17 protein-coding genes and 1 pseudogene are annotated in these 21,500 nt (G+C 68.6%); 14 read left to right on the forward strand and 4 right to left on the reverse strand.

Annotated elements, in window-relative coordinates; all coding sequences use genetic code 11:
- Positions 1 to 33: 33 nt before the first annotated feature.
- Together JZ791_RS46135 and JZ791_RS27305 are read left to right on the forward strand one after the other, a co-directional pair.
- Positions 34 to 318: pseudogene (locus JZ791_RS46135) on the forward strand (FAD-binding oxidoreductase); the annotation flags it as partial.
- Positions 319 to 372: 54 nt separating this feature from the next.
- Positions 373 to 1,152 (forward strand): FAD-binding oxidoreductase, encoded by a 780-nt coding sequence (locus JZ791_RS27305; RefSeq protein WP_368858344.1) that lies wholly within the window; start codon positions 373 to 375, stop codon positions 1,150 to 1,152.
- Between the two features lie 95 nt (positions 1,153 to 1,247).
- Here the strand turns inward: JZ791_RS27305 and JZ791_RS27310 are convergent, their stop codons facing one another.
- Positions 1,248 to 2,150, reverse strand: a complete 903-nt coding sequence (locus tag JZ791_RS27310; protein ID WP_308163120.1) for a LysR family transcriptional regulator — start codon at positions 2,148 to 2,150, stop codon at positions 1,248 to 1,250.
- 209 nt (positions 2,151 to 2,359) lie between these two features.
- Here JZ791_RS27310 and JZ791_RS27315 point away from each other — a divergent pair, with 209 nt between their 5' ends.
- The 7 genes from JZ791_RS27315 to JZ791_RS27345 all read left to right on the forward strand — a co-directional run bounded on the left by JZ791_RS27315 (position 2,360) and on the right by JZ791_RS27345 (position 10,804).
- The gene (locus JZ791_RS27315; protein WP_216898105.1) at positions 2,360 to 3,547 is read left to right on the forward strand and encodes an LLM class flavin-dependent oxidoreductase; all 1,188 of its coding nucleotides are present in this window, start codon (positions 2,360 to 2,362) and stop codon (positions 3,545 to 3,547) included.
- A complete protein-coding gene (locus tag JZ791_RS27320; RefSeq protein ID WP_216898106.1) occupies positions 3,544 to 4,731 on the forward strand; it encodes an acyl-CoA dehydrogenase family protein in 1,188 nt (395 codons plus the stop codon). The genes JZ791_RS27315 and JZ791_RS27320 overlap by 4 nt, the downstream gene beginning before the upstream one ends.
- A gap of 114 nt (positions 4,732 to 4,845) precedes the next feature.
- Positions 4,846 to 6,537: an ABC transporter substrate-binding protein gene (locus JZ791_RS27325; RefSeq protein ID WP_216898107.1), complete on the forward strand. Its 1,692-nt coding sequence runs from the start codon at positions 4,846 to 4,848 to the stop codon at positions 6,535 to 6,537.
- Positions 6,534 to 7,490: an ABC transporter permease gene (locus JZ791_RS27330; protein ID WP_216898108.1), complete on the forward strand. Its 957-nt coding sequence runs from the start codon at positions 6,534 to 6,536 to the stop codon at positions 7,488 to 7,490. Before JZ791_RS27325 ends, JZ791_RS27330 begins: the two co-directional genes overlap by 4 nt.
- A 1-nt stretch (position 7,491) precedes the next feature.
- Positions 7,492 to 8,376: an ABC transporter permease gene (locus JZ791_RS27335; protein WP_216898109.1), complete on the forward strand. Its 885-nt coding sequence runs from the start codon at positions 7,492 to 7,494 to the stop codon at positions 8,374 to 8,376.
- Positions 8,373 to 10,037, forward strand: coding sequence for a dipeptide ABC transporter ATP-binding protein (locus JZ791_RS27340; protein ID WP_216898110.1), 1,665 nt, complete (start codon positions 8,373 to 8,375; stop codon positions 10,035 to 10,037). Before JZ791_RS27335 ends, JZ791_RS27340 begins: the two co-directional genes overlap by 4 nt.
- Positions 10,038 to 10,063: 26 nt before the next feature.
- Positions 10,064 to 10,804, forward strand: a complete 741-nt coding sequence (locus JZ791_RS27345; protein WP_216898111.1) for a DUF1684 domain-containing protein — start codon at positions 10,064 to 10,066, stop codon at positions 10,802 to 10,804.
- Between the two features lie 10 nt (positions 10,805 to 10,814).
- Here JZ791_RS27345 and JZ791_RS27350 read toward each other — a convergent pair whose 3' ends face one another.
- Together JZ791_RS27350 and JZ791_RS27355 are read right to left on the reverse strand one after the other, a co-directional pair.
- Complete coding sequence (locus JZ791_RS27350; RefSeq protein WP_216898112.1) at positions 10,815 to 11,705, reverse strand: sulfurtransferase; 891 nt, start codon at positions 11,703 to 11,705, stop codon at positions 10,815 to 10,817.
- Positions 11,706 to 11,926: 221 nt separating this feature from the next.
- Complete coding sequence (locus JZ791_RS27355) at positions 11,927 to 13,318, reverse strand: nucleobase:cation symporter-2 family protein (RefSeq protein WP_216898114.1); 1,392 nt, start codon at positions 13,316 to 13,318, stop codon at positions 11,927 to 11,929.
- A gap of 508 nt (positions 13,319 to 13,826) precedes the next feature.
- Between JZ791_RS27355 and JZ791_RS27360 the strand changes: the two genes are divergently transcribed.
- Genes JZ791_RS27360 through xdhC form a run of 3 tightly spaced genes read left to right on the forward strand, consistent with a single transcriptional unit; the run spans position 13,827 to position 18,783 of the window.
- Positions 13,827 to 15,356 carry a xanthine dehydrogenase small subunit gene (locus tag JZ791_RS27360; RefSeq protein ID WP_216898150.1) on the forward strand — a complete coding sequence of 510 codons (1,530 nt, stop codon included), beginning with the start codon at positions 13,827 to 13,829 and terminating at the stop codon, positions 15,354 to 15,356.
- Complete coding sequence (gene xdhB, locus JZ791_RS27365; protein ID WP_254206393.1) at positions 15,353 to 17,926, forward strand: xanthine dehydrogenase molybdopterin binding subunit; 2,574 nt, start codon at positions 15,353 to 15,355, stop codon at positions 17,924 to 17,926. The genes JZ791_RS27360 and xdhB overlap by 4 nt, the downstream gene beginning before the upstream one ends.
- Positions 17,923 to 18,783 (forward strand): xanthine dehydrogenase accessory protein XdhC, encoded by an 861-nt coding sequence (gene xdhC / locus JZ791_RS27370; RefSeq protein ID WP_216898116.1) that lies wholly within the window; start codon positions 17,923 to 17,925, stop codon positions 18,781 to 18,783. The genes xdhB and xdhC overlap by 4 nt, the downstream gene beginning before the upstream one ends.
- 10 nt (positions 18,784 to 18,793) lie before the next feature.
- Here xdhC and JZ791_RS27375 read toward each other — a convergent pair whose 3' ends face one another.
- Positions 18,794 to 19,192, reverse strand: coding sequence for a nuclear transport factor 2 family protein (locus JZ791_RS27375; RefSeq protein WP_216898117.1), 399 nt, complete (start codon positions 19,190 to 19,192; stop codon positions 18,794 to 18,796).
- An 85-nt stretch (positions 19,193 to 19,277) separates the two neighbouring features.
- Here JZ791_RS27375 and JZ791_RS27380 point away from each other — a divergent pair, with 85 nt between their 5' ends.
- Both JZ791_RS27380 and JZ791_RS27385 read left to right on the forward strand, forming a co-directional pair.
- On the forward strand, positions 19,278 to 19,832 hold the full coding sequence (locus JZ791_RS27380; RefSeq protein ID WP_216898119.1) for a TetR/AcrR family transcriptional regulator: 555 nt from the start codon (positions 19,278 to 19,280) through the stop codon (positions 19,830 to 19,832).
- 112 nt (positions 19,833 to 19,944) lie between these two features.
- Positions 19,945 to 21,477, forward strand: coding sequence for an FAD-binding protein (locus tag JZ791_RS27385; protein ID WP_216898120.1), 1,533 nt, complete (start codon positions 19,945 to 19,947; stop codon positions 21,475 to 21,477).
- Positions 21,478 to 21,500: the final 23 nt, after the last annotated feature.

Consider the following 21,500-nt stretch of genomic DNA (forward strand, 5'->3'; position numbering starts at 1 on the left):
AGATGTGTATAAGAGACAGCCGGTGGGGCGTGTGCTGGGGAAGGCACGGTGGTGCTGGATGTTTCGCGGCTGGATCGCATCGTGGAGATCTCGCCGGTCGATGAGCTGGCGGTGGTCGAGGCGGGGGTGAGTGCGGCGGTGCTGGATGGTGAGGCCGGGCGGCACGGACTGCGCTATACCCCTGACCCGGCCAGTACGGCGATCTCCACTATCGGCGGGAATATCGCCACGAATGCGGGCGGTCTGCGCTGCGTGAAGTATGGCGTGACCGGAGACGCGGTGCTGGGCCTGAGTGTCGTTCTGGCCGATGGCAGCCTGCTGCGGACCGGACGACGGACGGCGAAAGGGGTTGCGGGACTGGATCTGACGAGCCTGTTCACCGGATCGGAGGGCACGCTCGGGGTGATCGTGGACGCGACCGTCCGGCTGCAGCCGCTGCCGGTGGAAACCATCACCGTCGCGGCGTATTTCGACGATGTGGAACAGGCCGCCGCGGCGACGGCGGCGGTGTCGGCCGCGCGGGTGCGCCCGGCGATGCTGGAACTGCTCGACGAGCCGTCGCTGCGTGAGGCTCAGGATCTGCTCGGGATGCGCGCGGAGTCGGCCGGTGCGTTCGTGGTCGCGCAGACCGACGGGTTCGGCGCCCGGGCCGAGGCGCAGCTCGTCGCGGATGCATTCCGGCAGTTCACCTCTCGCATCCAGATCGGCGACGACCCGGCGGCGGCCGAGCGGCTGCTCGCGGTGCGGCGTGCGGCGCTACCGGCGCTGGAGCGCCACGGCCGGGTGCTCATCGAGGATGTGGCGGTGCCCCGTTCGGCGATCGCGGCGGCCGTGCGGCGCGTCTCCGAGATCGCGACTCGGCACGCCAGTCGCATCTACACCTTCGGTCACGCGGGGGACGGCAATCTGCATCCGATCATCGTGATCCCCGACGGGGATGAGGCCGCGGCGGTGCGCGCGGCCGACGCCGCCGACGAAATCTTCGCCACCGCATTGGAACTGGGTGGGACGATCACCGGGGAGCACGGTGTCGGCGTGCTGAAACGGCGCTGGCTCGAACGCGAGCAACCGCCCGAAGCGCTGGCGGTGCAGCGAGCGATTCGGAATGCCCTGGACCCGGCTGGCTTGTTCAATCCGGGAAAGGCCTACTGACCCCGGCGAATCCAGTCATCGCGATGTGCTCGGCCCAGGCTGCAAGGCATGCCGAAGGGGGACACCCGCTCTCCGGGATGACGCGACTCGTGGTGCTAGGCGACGCCGCGTAAGCGCCGGCCGTTGACGGTCCGGTAGTGCGCGGTGACGACGTCGGCGGCGGTCGCCTCGATATCGGCGCCGAGACCTCGGCGCGCGACCAGGCGTACATCGATCGTCCCCATCGCGGGCAGCTCGTGCACCTCGGTGACTCCATCGGGCACGCCGATGTGGAAGGGCAGCAAAGCGATTCCCAGTCCCGCCTTGGTGGCGGCGAGTACGCCGTCGAGGCTGCCGGACTCGGCGGTGACCGACACCTCGTGACCGAGTTCGGTGAGCCGGGCGACCGCGCGCCGGCGCAGCCCGCACGGTTCCTCGAAGGCCACCAGGGAGATCGGGCCTGGGGTGGGTGGTAGCTGCCGGCCTGCCGCCGCGACCCACCGCAGGGTCAGCTCGCCGACCTCGACGCCGGCGGGGTCGGCGTTGCCGCCGAGTACGACCGCCAGATCCAGGGCGCCCCGCTCCACCGATTCGGCCAGGGTGGTGGAGCGATCGATGCGGAAGTGCAGGGACACATCCGGATACGCCGACCGCAGCACGGTGAGCAGGTCCGGCAGCAGGCCGTCGGCGGCGTGCTCGGTCGATCCGATGGTGATGCGCTGCATATCCGACGGCGCGAAACGCGCGAGCACCTCATCGTGCACCGCCAGCAGGCGCCGGGCCTCCACCACCAGCCGCTCCCCGTCCGCGGTGAATCGCGAACCGCGACCGTCCTTTTCCATCAACGATCGTTTCAGCCGCCGTTCCAGCAGGCGGATGTGCTGACTGACGGTCGGCTGGCTCAGGTGCAGGGCGTCGGCCGCCCGGCGGAACCCGCCTGTCTCGCAGATGGCCACCAATGTGCGCAGATGTGTTAAATCCAGCGGATCCGCCATATTTCCGACCACCTCACCAGACACGACTGTTCCTGCGGATCACATCGCAGATTCGACGGTATTTCCAGTATTTGAATCGGTGAGATCTCAATGCCCGTGGTATTTCTCCTATCGGTCGCCATCGGTCATTCGAATTGAATTCGACGCGTACAAATATGGTTTCGGCGCGGAGGTCGTCCCTACCATGACGCAGTACGTAATTCCGCGGATTCGCCGCCGAGAGGAACCGTTTCATGACCGCCGATCCCGTCCTAGCGGAGCTGCCCGCGACCGCCTCCGGCGATGTCGAGTTCATCAGCCTCACCCACACCAACGCGTCGACCGAATTGGCGCCGGTCTCCGGTCGGGGCATCGACCTCGCGTACGTGCGCCGGTATGTGCGGGCGCTCGAGGACGGCGGCTTCGATCTGACGTTGCTGCCATACGGGTCGAACACCCCGGACTCGTTCGTGCTCGCCTCGGCCGTCGGTCAGCTGTCCGAGCGGATCAAGCCGATCGTGGCGGTGCGGCCCAACACCGTATTCCCGACCGTCGCCGCCCAGCAGCTGGCCACCCTGGACCAGCTGACCGAGGGCCGCGCGGTGGTGCACCTGATCTCCGGCGGCAGCGATGCCGAGCAGGCCCGGCAGGGCGACTACCTGCCCAAGAGCGAAAGATACGCGCGCACCGCCGAATTCATCGAGATCCTGCGCCGCTCGTGGACCGAGACCGAACCGTTCTCGCACGAGGGCGCCCACTATCGGTTCGACGGATTCGGTCCCGGGTTCCCGCCGTACGCCGCGCCGATCCCGATCTCCATCGGTGGGCAGTCCGACGCCGCGTTCGACATCGGCGGGACCACGGCCGACATCTTCTCGTTCTGGGGTGAGCCGCTGGCCGACATCAAGAGCCAGATCGAGCGGATCGACGCGATCGCCGCCGCCTCGGGCCGCCTCGACCGGCCCCGCATCTGGGTCACCTTCCGCCCGATCATCGACCGCACCGACGAACTGGCCTGGGCCAAGGCCCACACCTATGTCGAGCGGATCACGCAGACCTTCCAGGCCGGATCGCACCGCAGGCGAGACAAGAACGCGCCGCAGAACGTCGGCTCGCAGCGGTCGCTGGAATTCGCACGCCGCCAGGAGATTTACGACCGCGCCCTGTGGACCCGCACGGCCGCGGCCACCAACGGGCAGGGCGCCTCGACCGCCCTGGTCGGCACCCCGGAGACGGTGGCCGCCGCGATCGTGGATTACATCGATCTGGGTGCGAGCCTGGTGTCGATCCGCGGATACGACACGCTCAACGACGCGATCGACTACGGGCGTTACGTTCTGCCGCTGGTCCGTCAGGAATTGGCCCACCGCAGGGCGACCGGGCAGCGTGGCCGATTGCAGGCGGACCACCCGGGCGCATTGGCCGGGGTGGGCCGGCCATGACCGCCGTGGCCGACGGCCGAGTGCTGACCGTTCCGGATGTCTCCCCGGCGGCGCTCGCCGCCCTCACTGCCGAGATCGCCGCCACCGCGGCGGAATACGACCGATCCGGCGCGATCCCGGAGGCCGGTATCGCGGCCGCGCACCGGGGCGGCTACCTGACCGCCACGGTCGCACCGCGCCACGGCGGCCCCGGCCTGCCGCAGGCCGAGGTGGTGCGAGTCCTTGTGGCACTGGGTGAGGGGGATCCGTCGGTGGCGCTCATCGCCGCCAACACCCTGGCCGCACATCAGGCTCAGGCGATCGCGGGTCTGTGGCCCGAGCAGCTCTACGCCGCCGCGGTGCGCCGCTCGGCCGAGGCTCCGACGCTGCTGAATGTGATTCGCGCCGAACCCGAATTGGGCGCTCCCGCGCGCGGCGGGCTTCCCGCGACAGTGGCGCGGCGTACCGCGCAGGGTTGGATCCTCAACGGCCGCAAGACCTTCGCCACCGGCGGCCGGGCGCTGGCCTACCACCTCGTGTGGGTCGTCACCGACGAGGTTCCGGCGCGAGTCGGCCACTTGGTCGTCCCGGCCGAGACCGCGGGCATCGCCTGGCACGAGACCTGGGACCACCTCGGGCTGCGCGCCTCCAACACTCACGATGTCGCGTACACCGATGTCGTTGTGCCGCTGGAGAACTTCCTGGAGATCCCGCTGCGGGACGGGGTGTACCGCGATCCGGCCTCGGCCTCCTCACCCACCTCGTTCGGGCACGCCGCGCTCTATGTCGGTGTGGCGCGGGCGGCCCGTACCGCTTTCGCCGACTTCGCCCGGTCCCGGGTGCCGACGGCCCTGGGGAAGCCGATCGCCGAGACCGAGCGCATCCAGGCGGTAGCCGGGGAGATCGAGGCGCAGATCGTGCAGGCCGAGACGCTGCTGTACGGCACGCTGCATCGCCTCGAGGCGCAGGAACCCGGTGTGGTGCCGGGGCTTTCACTGGTGAAGACGCAAATCGCGCGATCGGTGATCGCCGCCGTACAGACGGCTGTCGGTGCGCTGGGCAATGCCGCGCTCACCCGACACCGTCCGCTCGAGCGGCACCTGCGCGATGTGCTGTGCGTGCGTGTGCATCCGCCCCAGGAGGATACGGCGCTGGTGGCTGCTGGACGGGCGGCACTGAGCGTGCCGCAGGAGGGTTCGAGATGACGCGGCGCCCGGCGCACGATATCGGGTCCGACTCGAGTGTGCGCGTTCGTCCCTTGTCCCTATCAGTCGCCGGGGCTGTCGGTCTCGGTCAGGCATAGAGGAAGTTCCGTCCCGATGTCGACTCCCTCCCGTAGACCTCCCAGCCTGCGCCGCATCCGAAGATACGGCGTAACAGCGGCCATCGCCGTTGTCGCCCTGGTGGCGAGCGCATGCGGCAGTGGTCCGGCGCAGCCGAGCGGACCCTCGGGGGCGGGCAGGACGCCGGTGAGCGGCGGCACGCTCGAACTCGCGTATTTTCCGGACAACGCGGCATTCACCTGCGTTGACCCGTTTCAGACCTACTGGCTCGAAAGCCGCACGCTGATCCGCAATTTCGCCGATTCGCTGACCGATCAGGATCCGGCTACCGGGGCGATCGTGCCATGGTTGGCGACGGGCTGGCAGGTCAGCCCCGATGGGCTGGACTACACCTTTGAACTGCGACAAGGGGTTACCTTCGCCGACGGCGCGCCGCTCGACGCGGCCGCGGTGAAGACGAACTTCGACAATTTCCTGGATCTCACCCGTTCGAGCGGGGGGACGGTCTTCGGCGCCAGCTACATCCAGGGGCTGGCATCGACCGAGGTGCTCGACCCGATGACTGTCCGGTTCCATTTCGGCCGGCCGAATTCGTCGTTCCTGCAAGCGACTTCGACCACCAACCTGGCGCTGCTCTCACCCGCGTCGTTCCGGAATTCGCCGCAGCAGCGCTGCCTGGGCCACATCGTCGGCTCGGGTGCGTTCAGGCTGGACAGTTATGTTCCGGAGGTCGGGGTGAGCCTGAGCCGTCGGGCCGGATACCGGTGGGGGTCACCACTGGACACCAACCGTGGTGACGCCTATCTGGCCAAGGTGCATGCCCGGTATGTCGCCGAGGACAGTGTGCGCACCGGCGACCTCACCAGCGGGCAGATCGACATCGACTGGCCCCGTAACCCGTTCACCGTCCAGGACCGCGAACTCGTCACTCGCTCCGGGGCCTACCTGCGCTCGCGATCCTTGCCGGGCGTCTCGTATGCGCTCTACCCCAATGTGTCCCAGGGGCATCCGCTCGCCGACGATCAGGTTCGGCAGGCATTGTTCAGTGCCATCGATATACGAGCCATGGCCGCGACGACATACGGCGCCGATTATCCGGTCGTCGCCGGAGCCTTCGACAACACCACTCCGTACTACACACCGCAGACGGCAAAGCTGCGGTACGACCCGCAGCAAGCGGACCGCATACTCGACGCGGCGGGCTGGCGGCGGGCGCCCGGCGAGCAGTACCGCACCAAGGGCGGCAGGAATCTGACGCTGACACTGCTGGTGGACACGGGGAGCATCGGCGGGGAACTGCTGCAGGACGAGTTGCGCAAGGTCGGCGTGGAGTTGCGGCTGGAGACGGTGACCGCGGCCGAACGGTCCGCCGATCTGGCCTCCGGCCATTACGACCTCATCGAGGACTACTTCACTCGCGCCGACCCGGGATCGTTGCAGTTCATCCTGGTGCAGGCGCTCGCCAACTCCAAGGCCCTGGCTCGCAATTCGCAGCATCCCGAGGTCGCGGCGCAGATCGCCGACATGTTCACCCAGGCGGTGCAGACCAGCGACGTCGGACAGCGGCAGCAGATCTACGCCCGGCTGCAGGGCGCCCTCATCGATGACGGGATCACCTTCCCGCTGTTCGAACGTCTGCAATTCGCCGGAATCCGCAACCGGGTCGACGGCTTCCGATTCACCTCCGAAAGCCTGCTGGACCTGCACAACGTCTGGAAGACACGATGATTCGCTATCTGGCCGGGAGGATCGCGCAGGCGGCGGTCGTGCTGTGGGCGGCGTTCACCGTCTCGTTCATGATTCTGTACCTGCTGCCCAGCGATCCGGTGTCGATCCAGCTCAGCGCCGCGGGCCTGGAACCCGATTCGCTGACGCCGCACCAACTCGCGGCGGCGAAGGCCGAGTACGGTCTGGGCCGTCCGATACTCGACCAGTACTTCTCCTCCCTCGCCGGCGCGCTGCACGGTGATTTCGGAACCTCGATCGCCAAACAGGTTCCGGTGAGCCAGCTCATCGCCGACCGCATCGGCGGAACGCTGATCCTCAGCGCGGTCGCGGGTCTGCTCGCGGTGCTGATCGGCACCGCCCTGGCATATCTGGCCGCCTTCGTACGAGTGCGGTGGGTGCAGGTGGTGCTGGACCGGGCGCCCGCCGTCGGTGTCGCGGTGCCGTCGTTCCTGGTGGCGCTGGTGCTGATCCAGTACTTCTCGTTCCGGCTGGGCTGGCTGCCCTCCGGCGGCACCGGGGGATGGAAATATCTTGTGCTGCCGGTGATCACGATGGCCCTGCCGCCCGCCTCCCAGCTGGCGCAGGTGCTCGGGCGCAGCTTTTCCGAGACGTTGCGCGAGCCGTATATCGTGACTGCCCGGGCAAAGGGTCTGTCGCGCAGCGCGGTTCAGCTGCGGCACGCCTTCCGCAACGCCGCCCTGCCCGCGCTGACCATCCTCGGCGTGCTGGTCGGGCTGACGGTGACCAGCTCGATCGTCGTGGAGACCGTATTCAGCCGTGAGGGCATCGGCCAGCTGGCCCAGGAATCGGTGCTGGACAAGGACATTCCGGTTGTACAGGCGATCGTCGTGATCGGCGCGGCTGGATTCGTCGTGGTGAACCTCGTCGTCGATCTGCTGTATGCGCTGCTGGATCCTCGCATCACGCACGTGGCTGCCGCCAAGGAGGCTTGAGATGGTATCTGCTGTCACCACCGCGGTCGAACCCGCCCGCGTGGAGGTCGAGGAGCCCGCCTCGGCCCATCCGCGCTCGCGGCTGCGGCGCTTGGCCCGCCGACCGGGATTCGTGCTGGCGGTCCTCGTGGTGGCCGGGGTGATCGTCGCCGCGTTCGCGCCGCGGGCGCTCACCTCCGTCGACCCGTATTCCACCGCACCGGATCGACTGCTGCGCCCGCCCGGCATCGGTCACCTGTTCGGCACCGACAATCTGGGCCGCGACCTGTGGGCGCGCACGGTCTACGGTGCGGACCTCACCGTCAAGGCGGCGCTCATCGCGGTCGGGATCGCGCTCGTCGTCGGGCTGGTGCTGGGTCTGGCCGCCGGATTCTTCGGTGGCCCGATCGACGCCGTGCTCATGCGCGCGGTGGATGTGCAACTGGCGATTCCCGGACTACTGCTGGCGCTGGCGATCGTGACGGCGCTCGGCTTCGGGACGATACCGGTGGCGTTCGCGGTCGGTGTGGGGACGATTCCGGGATTCGCCCGGACCACCCGCGCGGAGGTGCTGCGGGTGAAAACGCTGCCGTATGTGGAGGCGGCGCGGGTGGGCGGCGCCTCGTGGCTGCGGATAGTGCTGCGCCACGTGCTACCCAACTCGTGGGGGCCGGTGCTGTCGCTGTCGGTCCTGGACTTCGGTACGGCCATCATCACCGTTGCGGCACTGAGCTTTCTGGGTTTCGGAGCAGCTCCGCCGCGGGCCGAATGGGGTTCGCTGGTGGCCTCCGGGCGCGACTATCTGTTGACCGCTCCGTGGGTGTCGCTGCTGCCCGGAGCGGTGATGGTGGTGACGGTGTTGTCGCTCAACCACATTGCCAAGACCTTGCAGGAGGTGCGGCGATGACGGCACCGACAGACCGGGGACAGAGCGCCCCCGTGCGCACGGACGAGGTGATCGCCGACATCGATCGTCTCGACGCCGGGTACCTTCGCGGCGGCGTGGTGACGCCCGCCGTACGCGAGCTGTCGCTCCAGGTGCGCTCCGGTGAGATCGTCGCCCTGGTAGGCGAATCCGGGTCCGGGAAGTCCACCACCGCCCACGCGCTCATCGGCCTGTTGCCGGACAACTGCCGGGTCACCGGCGGGTCCGTGACCGTGGCCGGCATCGACATCACCGCGAAGTCCACCACCGAACGGCAGGTGCGCGCACTGCGCGGCCGGACCGTCGCGCTGATACCGCAGGATCCGATGGTGGGACTCAACCCCACCCAGCGGATCGGCGCTCAGGTCGCCGAGGCGGTGAAGCTGCGCGGAGTGCGCGGCGCCGGGGTGCGGGCGGAGGTTCTGGACTTCCTGAACAAGGCCGGGCTGGACGATGCGCGACACCGCGTGCATCGCTATCCCCACGAACTGTCCGGCGGTCAGCGCCAGCGCGTGCTCATCGCCATCGCCCTGGCCGGGCATCCGGATCTGATCATCGCCGACGAACCCACCAGCGCCCTGGACGTCACGGTGCAGGCCCGCATTCTGGACCACCTCGAATCGCTCGTGCGCGACAGCGGCACGTCACTGCTGATCATCACTCACGACCTGGCCGTCGCGGCCGATCGCGCCGATCGGATCGTGGTGATGCGGTCCGGGCGGATCGTCGAATCCGGCTCGCCCACAGAGATTCTCACCGACTCGGAGAACGCTTACACGCGGCGGCTGATCACCGCGGCCCCGGTGTTCGGGCGCTCGCGCGTGCCGGTCGCGGTCACCGCGCCCGCCGACCCGATCCTCGAACTGGACGCGGTCCGCAAGCACTATCGCCAGCCCCGGGGCGCGGGGCGTGAGCCCGTGGTGGCGCTGCGGGACATATCGTTTCGCGTGATGTACGGCCAGACGCACGGTGTGGTCGGCGAATCCGGGTCCGGTAAGTCCACGGCGCTGCGCATCGCGATGGGGCTGATCCAGCCGACGTCGGGCGTCGTGCGATTCGACGGCGCCGACATCACCGCGATGAACCGGCGGCGGCTGCGTCCGCTGCGACGGCGCTTCCAACTCGTGCACCAGAATCCGTTCGCCGCCCTCGACCCTCGATACTCGGTGCGCGAGAGCATCATCGAGCCGCTGGTGTCGTTTCGAGTCGGCGACCGTGCCCAGCGGCGTGCCCGGGCGGCCGAACTGCTGGACCAGGTGGCGCTGCCGCGAACCTTCGCCGACCGGCTGCCGGCCGAGCTGTCCGGCGGACAGCGCCAGCGGGTCGCCATCGCCCGCGCGCTGGCCCTGTCCCCGGAGCTGGTGCTGCTGGACGAACCGGTCTCGGCGCTGGACGTATCGGTGAAGGAGCAGATCCTCACGCTGCTGGGCGAACTACAGCAGCGGCTGGGTCTGGCGTATCTGTTCGTCTCGCACGATCTGGCTGTGGTGGCGCAGATCGCGCACACGGTGTCGGTGTTCGACGCGGGCGAGGTCGTCGAATCCGGTTCGGCCGCAGAGGTGTTCGACAATCCGCGCAGCGAATACACCCAGCGGCTGCTCGCCGCGATACCCGGACGGCGGGCGCTGGCCCGCCGCAGTTGACCGTCCACTCGAGAAAGAGGAATCCCGTGACCACATTGACCGATACCTGGCTGGCCGATTGGCAAGGCTGGCACGCCGAACGCACCGCAGCCGCCACCGCCGTGGACGGCCTGGCCGCGGCGACCGGCACTCACTTCCTCGACGACACCGCCCGGCGGATCCCGGGAGCGTCCGGCACGTGGATCGCCCGAGACGGGCGCGTCGTCAGCCCGGATCTCGGTATCGACCTCGGACCAGGCGAGCGGGTCACGCTCGAGGCCCGGACCGTGACGGCGATCGCGCGGCCCGGACGGGTGGCCCTGCGCGTCCTGGATCCGCAGGCCGCCACCCGCCGGGGGCTCATCGGCATCGATACCTTCGATCCGGATCCCGCCTGGATACTTACCGGTGTGGTCGAAACCGGAACGCGGCCACTGAAACTCGAGCATGTCGACGGTTTCGTCAGCGATAACACCGGGATCCGGCTACGGGTGCGCATCGAGGGGCGCGAGGTGCGGCTGTGGGGCGTTTCGGCCGCCGACGGCAGCATCGCGATCACGTTCTCCGACACCACGGTCGGCGTCGAGACCCAGCGCTACCGTTTCCTGACCGTCGCGGCGCCGGACGAACAGGCCCGGGTCGAACTCGACTTCAACCGCGCGTATCTGCCGCCCAGTGCCTTCACCGAGCACTATCTGTGCCCGTTGCCCCCGGCTTCGAACCGGCTCGACACCGCGGTGCGCGCCGGTGAAACCCGGATCAGGTACACCGACGAGCAGACCGCGTAATCCCGTTCGGTCACTCTCCGTGCGGTGCGGCGGAACCCACCGCCACCGCACGGTCGGGATCGCCGCTCCACTGCGACCAGGACCCCGGGAACAGGGCCGCGTCGATGCCGAGAACCGCCAGCGCGGCGAGATCGACGGCGGCGGTCACGCCCGATCCGCAGTACACGCCGACCGCCGGCGCCCGATGCGCGTCGACGGCGGCGAACCGCGCCTCGAGTTCGTCTGCGGGGCGGAAGAATCCACGCTCGTCCAGCAGTGATCCGTTGGGCACGTTGCGCGCTCCGGGAATGTGCCCGCCCACCGGATCGACGGGCTCGACCTCGCCCCGGAAACGTTCCGGGGCACGGGCATCGATGAGAACCCCCGTCTCGGGCAGGGCGGCCGCCTCGGTGACCGTCAGCGTGGGTAGCGCGCCGTGGTAGAGATCGGTGTAGGCCAGCTCGACATTGCCGGGGTCGGGATGCTCTGTGCCCGTGGCCAGTTCACGGCCGGCCGCGCTCCACGCCGCGAGCCCGCCGTCGAGTATGCGCACCTCCGGGATTCCCGCGGCGCGCAGCACCCACCACGCGCGCGCCGAACCGGCCCGGTTCCAGTTGTCGTACACGATGACCGGTACGTCGTTGCGTACACCCCAGCGCCGGGCGGCGGCCTGAAGATCGGCGCCGTCCGGTAGCGGATGGCGTCCGTGCCCGCTCACCGAGTGATCCGACAGTTCGGTCTCGAGGTCGACATAGGCGGCGCCGGGAATATGCCCGAGCTGGTATTCGGTGCGGCCGTCGGGCCGGTCCAGCCGCCAGCGCACGTCCAGGATCGTCAGCGGATGCCCGAGCGCGAGACGATCGCGCAACTCCTCGACCGAGATCAAGGTGTCCGATCGGTGGATGTCGGGGCGGTAGGTCATCTCGCTGCTCCTGAAATCGTCGTGCCGCGGTGCGACGCCGAGCCGAGTCAGCTACCGCACCGCACTCCCATCCACGCAACTACAACTCGGCGTCTATGTGAAGCGTTGAGCTCTGTGAGATCGGAAGCAGTTCTGCGGTCCGGACACGTGAACGGCCCGGCGAAAGCATTCGCCGGGCCGTCGATTCCGCTGCGGCCGTCACGCACCGGAACTCACGTGGTTCAGTGGGTGCCCGCCGGGACCTCCGGCCGATTGCCGACACGCCAGTGGTTGAACAGCAGGTTCAGCAGAAACACCACGATCACCGCCGAGGTGATGGGGCTGCTGGCGATCATCTGGAAGTCGCTGGGGAACTTGGCGTAGAACGTCGGGGCGACCGAGGGCAGCAGCGCCACCGACAGGGTCACCGCGATGATCAGCATGTTGTGCGTCCCCTCGAACTGCACCTTGTGCAGCACCCGCAGGCCTACCGCGGTCACCATCGCGAACATCACCGTCGCCGCGCCGCCCACCACCGGGCCGGGCAGCGCCGCTACGAGGCTGCCGACCTTGGGGATCAGGCCCAGTACGACCAGGAAGCCGCCGCAGGTGGCGACCACCCATCGGCTGCGTACGCCGGTCAGGCCGACCAGGCCGACGTTCTCGGCGAACGCGGTGTCGGGGAAGGAGTTCATGAATCCGGCCAGGACTCCGGACAGGCCGTCGGCGGCCAGGCCGCGCGCCAGATCGCCCGGCGCCAGTGGCTTGTCGACCATCTCGGACACCGCGACGATGTCCGCGGTGGACTCGGTGAAGGTCACCAGCATCACCACGCACATGGAGATGATCGCGGCGATATGGAATTGGGGCGCGCCGAAGGTGAACGGATGCGAGACGCCGAACCAGCCCACCTTGCCCATCCCGGACAGGTCGACCAGCCCCATCGGTATGGCGACGAGGGTGCCGATCACGATGCTGAGCAGCACGGCGATCTGGCTCACCAGGCCCCGGCCGAACTTGTGCAGCAGCACGATCAGCAGCATCACCAGACCCGCCAGCGCGATATGCGAAACCTGGCCGTAGTCGGCCGACTTCGGATCGTTCCCGGCGATGAGCCCGGCGTCCGCGCCGATCAGCGACAACCCGATCACACAGATCACACAGCCCGACACCAGCGGCGGGAAGAACCGCACCACCATCGCGAAGAATCGCGCGATTACCAGGCCGAACACGCCGGACACCAGCACCGCGCCGTAGACCGTCGGCAGTCCGGCCTCACCGCCGCCGAACTGCTGGGCGATCAGGATCATCGGTGAGACACAGGTGAACGTCGCACCGGCGACCACCGGCAGGCGCACGCCGATGATCTTGCCGATGCCCACGGACTGGATGAGCGTGACGATGCCCGACACCAGCAGATCGGCGTTGACCAGAACACCGATGGTGTGCTGGGGTAATTTCAGCGCACCGCCGACCAGCAGCGGCACGGCGATCGCACCGGCATACATGATCGCCAGATGTTGCAGGCCGAGCAATGCCATTCGGGTCGGTGGCGGTACCTCGTCGACGGGGTGCCGTGGCGACGGCACGCCGTCGCCGGGATTGCGGGAGGGGCGCGAGAAGCGCAATTGCATGGCAAGCCTCCTGGGCAAGCAGATATAACGGCCGACAGCGAACCGGAGCTCCGACCCGAAAGATGGCATTTTCTGGCAGCGTAAATGCCGCGAGACGACGCCCGGCTGTGCCGCAACGATATGTTTACAACACGTAACACCCCCGTCGTGTGGATTTGTACGATAATCCGGGAGGGGGGTTCGCATGAGCGACGCGGTTTGGAGGATCATCCAGAAGGCGGGGCGGGACCGTCGTATCATCTTGACCCTATCGTCCCGGCACGACTAGATTTTGAGGCCATCGACGCGCGAATACCGGAGACAGGAGGCGATCGCCATGGCCGCAGACCATGACCTGCGCCGTCTCGCCCACAGTGAGGTGTGGATTCCCGGGCGCGTCGCGCACGGCTGCTGATCGCCAGGCTCGATCGCGATTTTCTCTCGCCATATTCGACGTATCGCGGTAGCGCGCTGATTCGCGTCACGATGTAGAAAGCAGCCTAAAATGGATTTTGTCGAAAGGCCTGCCATGGTAGTGCCGCGAATCACGGTCAACGGTGAGTCCATGCCAATATCTCCGGCCGCGCCGACCACGACGCTGCTCGATTTTCTGCGGCATTGGGGGTTCACCGCGAGTAAAGAGGGTTGTGCCGAGGGAGAATGCGGCGCGTGTTCGGTTCTGGTGGCCCGTCCCGGGATCCCCCGAGGAGGGCGAGCCGGCGGGGTAGCCGAACACAGCCGCACCGAATGGGTGGCGGTCAACGCGTGCCTGATGCCGGTCGCGGCGCTGGATGGCCAGGAGGTCGTCACCGCCGAGGGATTGGGCACCCCGAAGGCATTGCATCCGGTGCAGCGGGAGATGGCGGTGCGCGGGGGATCGCAGTGCGGATACTGCACGCCCGGCTTCGTGTGCAGCATGGCGGCCGAGTACTACCGGGCGGACCGGTCCCCCGCGGACGTGGCGGCTGCCAACGGATCAGTCCACGCGGGGGATGATCTCACCGCCAACGGCCCGACGCACCCCGTCGATCCGGAACACGGTCACAACGGCTTCGACCTGCACGCGCTGAGCGGCAACCTGTGCCGTTGCACGGGATACCGCCCGATTCGCGACGCGGCCTTCGCGGTGGGTACCCCGGACGCGGACGATCCGTTCGCGCACCGCCGCGACCAGGCGCCACCCGAGACCGTGCCGACCGTCCTGGAACGTGACGGCCGTGCCTTCCTCCGGCCCCCGACCCTGGCACGGGCGCTGGAACTGCTCCGCGAGCACCCCGACGCCGTGGTGGCCGCCGGATGCACCGACTGGGGTGTGGAGGTGAACATCCGCGGCCGCCGCGCCGACTATGTTGTCGCGATCGAGCGCCTGCCCGAGCTGCGCGATCTGCGCGTGGAACCGGACCGGATCGAACTCGGCGCGGCCCTGACGCTCACCGAGATCGAACGCCGGCTGGACGGCCGCGTGCCGCTGCTGGCCGAGCTGTTCCCGCAGTTCGCCTCCCGGCTGATCCGCAATACCGCGACCCTGGGCGGCAATCTGGGGACCGGTTCGCCGATCGGCGACAGCCCGCCGGTGCTGCTCGCGCTCGGCGCGTCGGTCGTCCTGGCCGACGCCGACGGCGAGCGCGAGGTCGACCTGGCGGAATACTTCACCGGGTACCGGCGCAGCGTGCGGCGTCCGGACGAGCTGATCCGTGCCGTGCGGATTCCCCGGCCGCTGTCCCCGTTCGCCGGGTTCCACAAGATCGCCAAGCGGCGCTTCGACGATATCTCCAGCGTCGCGGTCGCTTTCGCGCTCGACGTCGAGAACGGGATGGTGCGGTCGGCGCGGATCGGCCTGGGCGGCGTCGCCGCGACCCCGATCCGCGCGTACGACGTCGAAGCCGCGCTCGTGGGCCGGGCCTGGACTTCGGACACCGTCGATGCGGCAGCGGAAATCCTTGCCGCGCAGGGAACTCCGATGGACGATCACCGCGCCAGCGCGCGCTATCGCAGCGCGATGCTCGGGCAGAGCCTGCGCAAGCTTTTCGCCCGGACCGCTGAGGGGGTGCCCCGATGAGCGCGCTGTCCGATCGTCCCGAAAGCCCGTCGGTGGGTGTGCCCGTCCCGCACGAGAGCGCCGCCCTGCATGTCACCGGCGCCGCGCTCTACACCGACGATCTGGTGCATCGCACCAAGGATGTGCTGCACGCGTATCCGGTTCAGGTCATGCACGCGCACGCGCGCATCCTGGCGCTGCGCACCTCGCCCGCGCTGGCGGTGCCCGGTGTGGCCCGGGTTCTGACCGCGGCGGATGTGCCCGGTGTCAACGATGCCGGGGTCAAGCACGACGAGCCGCTGTTCCCGACCGAGGAGGTCATGTTCCACGGGCATGCGGTGTGCTGGGTGCTGGGGGAGACCCTGGAGGCCGCGCGTCTGGGCGCGGCGGCCGTCGAGGTCGACGTCGAGCCGCTGCCCGCGCTCATCACGATCGCGGACGCGATTGCGGCGCAGCATTTTCAGGGTGCGCAGCCGCAGGTGAGCTGCGGTGATGTGGAGGCCGGATTCGCGGAGTCGGCGCACGTGTTCACCGGCGAGTTCCAGTTCTCCGATCAGGAGCACTTCTACCTCGAAACGCATGCGGCGCTCGCCCAGATCGACGAGGCCGGACAGGTTTTCGTGCAGAGCAGTACGCAGCATCCCTCGGAGACCCAGGAGATCGTCGCGCACGTGCTCGGCTTGCACAACCACGAGGTGACCGTCCAATGTCTGCGCATGGGCGGTGGTTTCGGCGGTAAGGAGATGCAGCCGCACGGATTCGCGGCCATCGCCGCGCTCGGTGCGAGCCTGACCGGTCGGCCGGTTCGGCTGCGCCTGAATCGGACTCAGGATCTGACCATGTCCGGTAAACGGCACGGATTCCATGCGAGCTGGCGGGTCGGCTTCGACGCGCACGGCCGCGTACAGGCGCTCGAGACCACGCTCACCGCCGACGGCGGCTGGAGCCTGGATCTGTCCGAGCCGGTGCTGGCCCGCGCGCTGTGTCATGTCGACAACATCTACTGGATTCCCAACGCGCGCTTCATCGGTCGCATCGCCAAGACCAACAAGACCTCGAACACCGCCTTCCGCGGCTTCGGCGGTCCGCAGGGCATGCTGGTCATGGAGGATCTGCTGGGGCGCTGCGCCCCGCTGCTCGGGCTGGATCCGGGCGAACTGCGCCGCCGCAACTTCTACACCGCCGGACAGTTCACCCCGTACGGGCAACCGGTGCGAAATCCCGAACGGATACGGGTCATCTGGGACAGGGTCCACGAGAAAGCCGATGTGCCGCAACGCCGCCGGGAGATCGAGACCTTCAACGCCGCGCACCCGCATACCAAACGAGGTCTGGCGGTGACCGGGGTCAAATTCGGGATCTCGTTCAACCTCACCGCCTTCAATCAGGGTGGTGCGCTGGTGCTGATCTACAAGGACGGTTCGGTCCTGATCAATCACGGCGGCACCGAGATGGGGCAGGGCCTGCACACCAAGATGCTGCAGGTGGCCGCGACCAGTCTGGGCATCGGACTGGACAAGGTGCGCCTGGCGCCCACGCGGACCGACAAGGTGCCCAATACCTCTGCCACGGCGGCGAGTTCGGGCGCGGATCTGAACGGCGCGGCGATCAAGAACGCCTGCGAGCAGCTGCGCGAGCGGCTGGTACAGGTCGCCGCGACCCAACTCGGTTGTGGCGCCGCGGACGTGCGGATCATCGACGGGGTGGCTCGAGCGCTGGGCCGGTCCGAGGGCGTCGAGTGGGACGATCTCGTGCGAGCCGCCTATATGCAGCGAGTTCAGTTGTCCGCGGCCGGGTTCTACCGGACCGAGGGGCTGCACTGGGACGCGAAGAATATGCAGGGTTCGCCGTTCAAGTACTTCGCCTACGGCGCGGCGGCCAGCGAGGTCGAGGTGGACGGCTTCACCGGGGCGTACCGCATCCGCCGCGTTGACATCGTGCACGACGTCGGAGACAGCCTCTCGCCGCTGATCGATATCGGCCAGATCGAGGGCGGATTCGTCCAGGGCGCGGGCTGGTTGACGCTGGAGGACATGCGCTGGGATACCGGCGACGGTCCGGGCCGCGGCCGGTTGCTGACCCAGGCCGCGAGTACCTATAAGCTGCCGAGCTTTTCGGAGATGCCCGAGGTGTTCAACGTCGAGCTGCTGACCAACGCCACCGAGGAGGGCGCGGTCTACGGCTCCAAGGCGGTCGGCGAACCCCCGCTGATGCTGGCGTTCTCGGTGCGCGAGGCGTTGCGGGCGGCGGCCGCGGCGTTCGGGCCGGGCGGGGTGAGTGTGGAACTCGGGGCGCCGGCGACTCCGGAGGCGGTGTATTGGGCGATCGAGCGGGCGCGGCACAGTCAGGACGATTCGGATGTCGCTGCCGCACACGCTGATGGTCCGAAGGGTGGCGCTCGCGCGAGTAACGGCGCGGATTCCGCTGGTGCACACGGCGATGGGGCGGATGGCAGTGCCCCGCAGGGGAGCCGTGATGCGGACGGTGACAATGCTGTACGCGGTAACGGCAGTACTGTCGTCGGTGCGGCCGACGACAGCTCGGTGAGCGACGACAGCGCCGCCGCGAACAACCCGGCAGGTGTGCGATGACGTGGGTGGACGCGGTCACGCGGTTACGGTCTCGCCGTGAGCCCGGTGTGCTGGTGACCGTCGTGACCGTGCGCGGCCATGCACCACGCCGACCGGGTGCGAAACTCGTTGTAGGGCAGCATGAGACCTGGGGTTCGATCGGCGGCGGCAACGTGGAGGCCGTCGCGATCGATCGGGCGCGCGAACTGCTCGCCGCGCCCGACCCGCAGCCGGAGCTGATGGACTTCGCGCTCAACGACAAGGTCGTGAACCGGCACGGCGTGCAGTGCTGCGGCGGCACGATCGCGGTGCTGCTGGAACCGCTGCCCGTGGTGCCCGCGGTCGCGATCTTCGGGGTGGGCCACGTCGGACTGGAACTCGCGCGCATCCTGGCCCGCCACGACCTGGACCTGCACCTGATCGACACCCGCCCCGACGTGCTCACCGCCGAACGCCTGCGCGTGCTGTCCGAGCCGGTGGCCCGGGTGCACGTCCACCACGTGCCGCTACTGCCCGAACAGGTCCTGGCCGAACTCCCGCCCGGCACACACCTGCTGATCATGACCCACGACCATGCCGAGGACGCTGCCCTGTGCGACGCGGCCCTGCGCGGTGGCGACGTGGGCTCGATCGGCCTGATCGGCTCGTCGGCCAAATGGTCCCGCTTCCGCCGCCGCCTCGAGACCGAGGGGGGCCACACCCCCGAGGCCATCGCCCGCATCCGCACCCCCATCGGACTCCCCGAGATCACCGGCAAGGAGCCCGCGACGATCGCGGTCAGCGTGGCGGCGGACCTGCTGCTGAGCTTCGAACGAGACCGAGCCGCGGCCGCCGCGCCGAAGAAGGACACCGGGCATCTGAACGTCGTCGGGCAGTGAACGATAGCGATTACCCCTTGCGGCCCAGGATCTTTCGGTGGCAGATGCGCCAGCCCCGTGGTTCCCGGCGGAGGGTGTCCTCGTAGACGACGGTCCCGCTCGCGCCGTCCGCCATGACCGCCAGACCCTTCGAACGCGCCCGCACCTTGTCACCGTCGCGGGCGGTCAGGACGATATTGGTGACGTGGTGGCCCAGCGGTTGTCCGGAATCGTCCTGCTGGGCGGTGGCCAGCTCGCGCAGTGCCCGCAACCCGTGCAGGGTTCCCTGGCCGAAGTCCTCCAGATCGAAGACCAGGTCGTCGGTGTACAACTCGCCCCAGCGATCCCACGCGCGATCGTCCGCCACGTGTCCGTGCAGTGCGATCACCTCGTGTATGGCGAGCCGATCCTCGGTGGTTATATCCAGCATGAACAGCCTCTTTCATAAGTGGGGAACTCCCCGTTTAGCTGTAGATAGACTAACCGGGGAGATCCCCACTTAGCAAGGGAGTGGTATGGCCGAACGACCGCGCCGCGCCGACGCACGCCGCAACTACGAACTGGTGCTGGCCGCGGCGAAGGACGTGTTCGACGAACTCGGCGTCGCCGCGCCCCTGGACGAGATCGCCCGCCGCGCCGGCGTCGGCAACGCCACGATGTACCGGCACTTTCCCACGCGCCGGGACCTGGTCATCGCCGTCTACGCCGACGAGATCGCCGCGCTGGGCGACCTCGGCCGATCGTTGCTCGAGGATCCCTCGCCCGCGGACGCGCTGTTCACCTGGCTGCACGCGTTCATCACCCATATCAATACGAAACGCGAACTGCCCCTGGCCATTTCCGATGACGACGCCGGGCAGCGATCCGAGCTGTACCGCCAGTGGCACGACACCCTGCACACCGCGGCGGCGAACCTGCTGCGCCGCGCCCAGGACGCCGGGGTCCTGCGGGACGACCTGGCACTCGCCGATCTGCTGGCCTCCGCCAACGGAATCGGCCACGCGGCGGCCGACGACGATCAGGTCCGCAGGCTGCTCGGCATCCTGCGCGACGGGCTCACACCGAGGTGAGGTGCGTTCCGTCCCGCCGATGAGCCGGTTCCGATCACCGGGACCTTCGGGATCAGCGCCGCACTTCGCGCCCTACCGTCGAGGAAAGGTAGTTCGGCGGAAGTGGTAGGCAGTGATCTGGGACGAAGAACTCGATGTGCTGGTCGTGGGCTCGGGCGGTGGGCTGTCCGGCGCCTACACGGCCGCGCGGGAGGGGCTGCGGGTCGCGGTCGCGGAGGCGACCGACAAATTCGGCGGCACCACCTCGTTGTCCGGTGGCGGCGGCGTGTGGTTCCCGTGCAATCCGGTGCTGCGCCGCGCGGGCGTCGACGACACCCTCGAGGACGCGCTCACCTATTACCGCGCGGTAGTCGGTGACCGCACGCCCGCGCAGTTGCAGGAGACCTATATCCGCCGCGGCGCAGAGGTGATCGAATACCTGCTGCAGGACGACAGTTTCTCCTTCGAGGTCTACCCCTGGCCGGACTATTTCGGCTCGGCGCCGAAGGCGAGACTGGACGGCAAACGTCACATCATCCCGACCCCGCTGCCCGTCGCCGAGGTGGGTGAGCTGGGTACCGCGATCCGCGGCCCGCTGGACACCGACCGGCTCGGCGCCGAACCGCCCGCACTGCTGATCGGCGGCCGCGCCCTCGTCGGCCGGTTCCTGAAGGCGATATCCCAGTACCCCAACGCATCCGTGCACCTGAACACAACACTGGTGCAGCTGGTGACCGAGGACGGCGCGGTGACCGGTGCGATCGTGGAGCGCGAGGGCGTGCGTGTCGCGATTCGCACGCACCGGGGCGTGGTGCTGGCCGCCGGCGGCTTCGAGGGCAACGACGAGTTGCGCAAGCGCTACGGTGTGCCGGGCGTGGCGCGAGACACCATGGGGCCGTGGGGAAACCAGGGTAAGGCGCTCGAGGCCGCGCTGGCGGTCGGCGCGGATACCGACCTGATGGATCAGGCGTGGTGGTCGCCCGGGATGATCCACCCGGACGGGCGCGCGGCGTTCGCGCTGTGGTTCACCGGGGGACTGTTCGTGAACCAGGACGGCGTGCGATTCGTCAACGAATCCGGACCCTACGACCGGCTGGGCCGCTCGATCATCGAGCAGATCGACAGCGGCGCAACCACATTGCCGTACTGGATGATCTACGACGACAGCCAGGGCCCGGTGCCGCCGGTCGGGGCCAGCAACGTGTCGATGGTCGAGCCGGAGAAGTACGAGGCGGCCGGACTACGCCACACCGCCGGCACGCTCGAGCAACTCGCGGAGAAAATCGGTGTCCCGCCCGCCGCGCTGGTCGCCACGGTGGCTCGCTACAACGAGCTGGCGGCCGGGGGCAAGGACGAGGACTTCGGTCGCGGCGACGAGGCCTACGACCGCATGTTCACAGGCGGCGCCTCACCGCTCGTGCCGCTGACGAAAGCCCCGTACCACGCCGCCGCATTCGGGATCTCGGACCTGGGCACCAAGGGCGGCCTGCGCACCGACACCGCCGCCCGCGTGCTCACCGAGTCCGGCGACCCCATCCCGGGCCTGTACGCGGCGGGCAACACGATGGCCGCACCCAGCGGAACCGTCTACCCCGGCGGCGGCAACCCGATCGGCACCTCGGTCCTGTTCAGCCATGTGGCGGTGCTCAACATGCTCGGCCGCTGAGTCCCGCCGCCGAAGTACCGGAG

Source organism: Nocardia alni (genome assembly GCF_019038435.1).
Classification (GTDB): Bacteria; Actinomycetota; Actinomycetes; order Mycobacteriales; family Mycobacteriaceae; genus Nocardia; species Nocardia alni.

What these genes read in the sequence shown, in the direction of transcription:
- JZ791_RS27315 (WP_216898105.1), top strand. Translation starts at nt 2,360, where the DNA reads ATGACCGCCGATCCCGTCCTAGCGGAGCTGCCCGCGACCGCCTCCGGC.
- JZ791_RS27320 (WP_216898106.1), top strand. Translation starts at nt 3,544, where the DNA reads ATGACCGCCGTGGCCGACGGCCGAGTGCTGACCGTTCCGGATGTCTCC.
- JZ791_RS27325 (WP_216898107.1), top strand. Translation starts at nt 4,846, where the DNA reads ATGTCGACTCCCTCCCGTAGACCTCCCAGCCTGCGCCGCATCCGAAGA.
- JZ791_RS27330 (WP_216898108.1), top strand. Translation starts at nt 6,534, where the DNA reads ATGATTCGCTATCTGGCCGGGAGGATCGCGCAGGCGGCGGTCGTGCTG.
- JZ791_RS27335 (WP_216898109.1), top strand. Translation starts at nt 7,492, where the DNA reads ATGGTATCTGCTGTCACCACCGCGGTCGAACCCGCCCGCGTGGAGGTC.
- JZ791_RS27340 (WP_216898110.1), top strand. Translation starts at nt 8,373, where the DNA reads ATGACGGCACCGACAGACCGGGGACAGAGCGCCCCCGTGCGCACGGAC.
- JZ791_RS27350 (WP_216898112.1), bottom strand. Translation starts at nt 11,705, where the DNA reads ATGACCTACCGCCCCGACATCCACCGATCGGACACCTTGATCTCGGTC.
- JZ791_RS27355 (WP_216898114.1), bottom strand. Translation starts at nt 13,318, where the DNA reads ATGCAATTGCGCTTCTCGCGCCCCTCCCGCAATCCCGGCGACGGCGTG.
- JZ791_RS27360 (WP_216898150.1), top strand. Translation starts at nt 13,827, where the DNA reads ATGGTAGTGCCGCGAATCACGGTCAACGGTGAGTCCATGCCAATATCT.
- xdhB (WP_254206393.1), top strand. Translation starts at nt 15,353, where the DNA reads ATGAGCGCGCTGTCCGATCGTCCCGAAAGCCCGTCGGTGGGTGTGCCC.
- xdhC (WP_216898116.1), top strand. Translation starts at nt 17,923, where the DNA reads ATGACGTGGGTGGACGCGGTCACGCGGTTACGGTCTCGCCGTGAGCCC.
- JZ791_RS27375 (WP_216898117.1), bottom strand. Translation starts at nt 19,192, where the DNA reads ATGCTGGATATAACCACCGAGGATCGGCTCGCCATACACGAGGTGATC.
- JZ791_RS27380 (WP_216898119.1), top strand. Translation starts at nt 19,278, where the DNA reads ATGGCCGAACGACCGCGCCGCGCCGACGCACGCCGCAACTACGAACTG.